This window comes from Vibrio ordalii ATCC 33509, assembly GCA_000257205.1.
Lineage (GTDB): Bacteria > Pseudomonadota > Gammaproteobacteria > Enterobacterales > Vibrionaceae > Vibrio > Vibrio ordalii.
In genome coordinates this window covers 1-3,990 of sequence record AEZC01000078.1, presented here as the reverse complement: position 1 = coordinate 3,990, position 3,990 = coordinate 1, and the positions used below count along the sequence as shown (strand labels likewise).

3 protein-coding genes are annotated in these 3,990 nt (G+C 40.0%); all 3 read left to right on the top strand.

The window, feature by feature from the left end:
- Positions 1-2,619 (top strand): AraC family transcriptional regulator (locus VOR_RS0104910; protein WP_010318613.1); only part of this gene is annotated, 2,619 nt, incomplete at its 5' end.
- 761 nt (positions 2,620-3,380) lie between these two features.
- Positions 3,381-3,608: a FeoA family protein gene (locus VOR_RS0104905; RefSeq protein ID WP_010318612.1), complete on the top strand. Its 228-nt coding sequence runs from the start codon at positions 3,381-3,383 to the stop codon at positions 3,606-3,608.
- A partial coding sequence (locus tag VOR_RS16795; RefSeq protein WP_010318611.1) for a FeoB small GTPase domain-containing protein occupies positions 3,608-3,990 on the top strand: 383 nt, incomplete at its 3' end. The genes VOR_RS0104905 and VOR_RS16795, both read left to right, overlap by 1 nt.

The window sequence follows — 3,990 nt, the reverse complement described above, 5'->3', positions numbered from 1 at the left end:
TGCCAGAGGGGGGTTTTATCGATCACAGAGACTGACCAAGAGTACTGGATTGGTACAGATGATGGGTTGTTCCTATACTCATTTTTGACAGACGAAATTATCAAACTTGAGAGCAATGATCGGAACACTAATGGGCTACCGGGCAATAAAATTTATTCATTAGTTAACGATTTACAAGGTGGTATTTGGATAGCAACAAATAAAGGTGTTCGTTACTTTTCTCTGTTTGGACAAAAATTTAAGCGCCATTCCTCAGCGCTGTTTGACAATAATCCCATGACGAAAATTGTGACAAGGTCGGACAATAAAGGGTATTGGTTTTTAACTCGACAAGGGTTATACCAAGTCGATGCTGAGGATTGGCAAGAGCCTAAACTTATTTTTCCTGGGGAAGTGCATTATTTTGCTCAAATAGATGATCACTCTTTATGGATAGCTACACATACAGGCATCGTTATTTATCACTTGCAGACAAAAAAGATGATAGAAACGAGCATGTTACCTCTTAAGCTGCGTTCGAATGATACTAAACACCTTGAATTTGATCATGAAGGACTGTTATGGGGAGCAACAGGTAACCATTTGTGGTCATATCGGTTGGCCGATAACTCGCTAACCGATTTCGGTTCTGAATGGTTTGTTGATGCATTTTTGCCAGCAAAAATAATAAAACTTAAGTCAACGCGGCGAGGGGTGTTTATTGGCACTAACCATGGTGTTTATCTTTTTGACAAAGGCAAAATTGTTTTTCTCCGAGCGACGAGTCACTATGGTCAAAACATTGATATCTTTGAGAGTACCAATGGTGATGTCTGGTTTGCTAGCGCTTATGGCGTCTTTGTTTTGGCACATGATCGTAGTGATATTCGATCTATTGATATGGTTGAGGAGAATATTAGCCCCAAATGTTTAACTGAAACGGGCAACGGTATTTGGCTGACTTCTTCACAAGGAATCTCGCTCTACAATCCTATGGGTGAGATGGTAAAGCATTTTGGTGATCCACACGGATTGATGAATAATGAATTTAAAAGTGGAGTCTGCGAATCAAGTATTATCAATAGCCAACAGCAGTTGCTGCTAGGTTCCCGTTTTGGCTTAGTGACAGCATGGTCCTCTGAACTCTCAGTTGCTACTCCACCGAATACAAATATTATCTTTAGCCAAGTGAACGTCGATCACATTCCTGTCATGTTCGGTCGTGGTCGTTTTCAGACACTAGAACTGAAATATGGAAGTTCGATAAGCTTTTTATTTGGTGCATTGCCAGAATCGAGAGCCTTATCATTGGAGTATCGTATAGCAGGATATAAGGAGTGGCAGAGATTAGAAAGCACCCAGTTGACACTTGATCACCTGTTACCTGGACACTATCGTTTGCTGGTGAGAAATTACAGTCCACATCCGCAAAACAGTATGATAAACAGTCTATCATTTATTGTGGAGAACCCGTGGTACTGGTCTTCGTGGGCTATTGTTCTTTACCTTTGCCTTTCTATAGGACTTATTGCTTTTGCTTCATGGTGGCGTTCTCGATGGGTTACCAAAGTGAATCGAAAGTTAAAAGCTAAGGTGGCCTTGAAAACTGACCAATTACGGCATCAAAGCAAAATTGTTTTGGTTAATAACCAGCAGTTGCGCAAGCAATTACAAATTCGCCATATCCTTGTTGAACAGATGTTGGATTCTATTACACCTACATTAAATCAGCTGATTTATCGGTCTCAACTCCAGCAACTCGCGCGACTTGAGTCTTTAGCCTTAAAAGTAAAACGTGAATTGGCGTTACTTCGGAATGTAAGAAATGATAAAACGTCGACTCAGTTGCTCTACGACCTATCGATCATCTTGAACTCTTGTGTGGACGGATGGCGTGAAGAATTCGCTAAAGCGAATATTTCTTTGGCTGTGAACAATGAGCTTAAACAAGCTTATATTGAGTCTGCCCATTTTAACCTAGACATCATTTTCAATACGCTACTATCTGATGCGGTAAAACGTCTTTACAGAAATCAAGAGCTACAAATTCATTGTTATGAAAGGGATAAAAGACGGTTTATTGTGATGATTGACTGTGGCGATCAGGTGCAATCTATCAATAGTGATAAGCGTATCTCTGGTTTTGAACTAGAGGAGATGCAGCTGTTAGTACAGCGTAGTGGTGGGGAAATACATATTTTTTCATCGCCAGAACGAAATTTAGTTGAGCTTTCTTGGCCATCTGTAGAGCTTGTGAGTGATGCACCAGAAATGATCATTGTAGAGGAGCATTCTGATGACAAGTTTATTGATATAACGGAAAAAGAGTGGCTTAAAAAAGTCGAAAAATTGGTACACAATTACTATTCAGATCCTGAATTTAGTACCTCTAGTGCGGCCAAATTACTCTTTGTATCGGAACGCAGCCTACAACGTCGTTTTAAAGCGGTTACCAATAAAACATTTAAAGAGTACTTAAACGAGATCCGTTTAGAGAAAGCGTGCCAATGTTTGCTCGCAGGAGGAAAAGTCGCCCAAGTCGCTTTTGATTGTGGGTTTAATGATCCGTCCTATTTCAGTCAAAGATTTAAGCATCACTTCGGCTTATCGCCAACTCAATTTGTTGATGATAACGAGTAATATCGCCCCTGATAAATAGTGATAACTTTCCCACGTGAAGCTGCTGCGATGTTCGCTATATTCATCCTAATCATAATGCTTATTCAGGCGCGTGGAGATGAACTCACTTTCCACCAGAGTGCATCGGCATCCCCTTTCTTGATTAGATTGGCTGCGGTGTTAGCTAGGGACATTCGCATTTATTTATGCTTGCGTAGATACATTCATCAACACTCAAAGTCGTAATATCAATTTGTTTGGGGATAGTGCTTATACAATACAACAGGTTGGGTAGGTGATTGTGCTGTGGTAAAGATGAGTAGAAAAAAAATCGTGGTATAGCCGGGGGGACTATACCACGGGTGTCAATGACACCTTCGCTTGCTGCCGGAGTGATACGAGTAACATCCGTACCACCTCTGGAATTTGTATCTAAGGACTAATTCCTTTCGATGGATTTACTATATGACAAAGGACTTATTTCATTTATAAAATTAACGACAACCTAGTATAAGAAAAACGACAAAACATATAATCATCTTTAAGTTGTTGATTTTATTTGTTTATTTTGGATTGGTCTTTTTTTTGTTTATTTTTTTATGTTGAGACCATTTGTACCTGATAATTTTTTAACGTTTTTAACGTCAGTTTATTTACCGAAAACAACGTTGTGGATTTATGCAATCTTTGATTTCACGCAATAAAATAGGGGGGGCGCGCGTGTATTATCCATCTGTTAATAAAAATATTTCTCATTACCACTACCGTTTAGAGCAAGATAGATGAAATTATCTCAATTAAATGAAGGGGATAGCGCAAGTATTGTCGCGTTTAATCAGCTTCAAAATGATATTCGTAAAAAATTGATGGTGATTGGCTTGCTGCCTCTAACTACTGTTACGTTAATCAGAAGAGCGCCTATGGGAGACCCACTTCAACTTGAAGTGAGAGGTGTCTCTTTAGCGGTACGTGAAAATATAGCCGCTTGTATTGAAGTGGAGATAGTGTAGTGCGATATCAAATTCTAACCGTTGGTAACCCTAACAGTGGTAAAACAACGTTATTTAATGGGCTGACTGGTTCTAAGCAGCAAGTCGGTAACTGGGCTGGTGTTACAGTCGAGAAAAAAACGGGTCGCTACACTCATTCTGGAGATGAATTCATACTAACTGATTTGCCAGGCATCTACGCACTTGACAGCGGGAATGACAGTAACAGCATTGACGAATCCATTGCCTCTAGAGCGGTTCTTACTCATCCTGCCGACTTAATCATTAACGTTGTGGACGTGACGTGTTTGGAACGCAGTCTCTATATGACGCTTCAATTGAGAGAGCTCGGGCGTCCAATGATTGTGGTTTTGAATAAAATGGACGGTAAGCGCATCATAAA

Coding starts and splice junctions, on each gene's coding strand:
- VOR_RS0104905 (WP_010318612.1), top strand. CDS start 3,381: ATGAAATTATCTCAATTAAATGAAGGGGATAGCGCAAGTATTGTCGCG.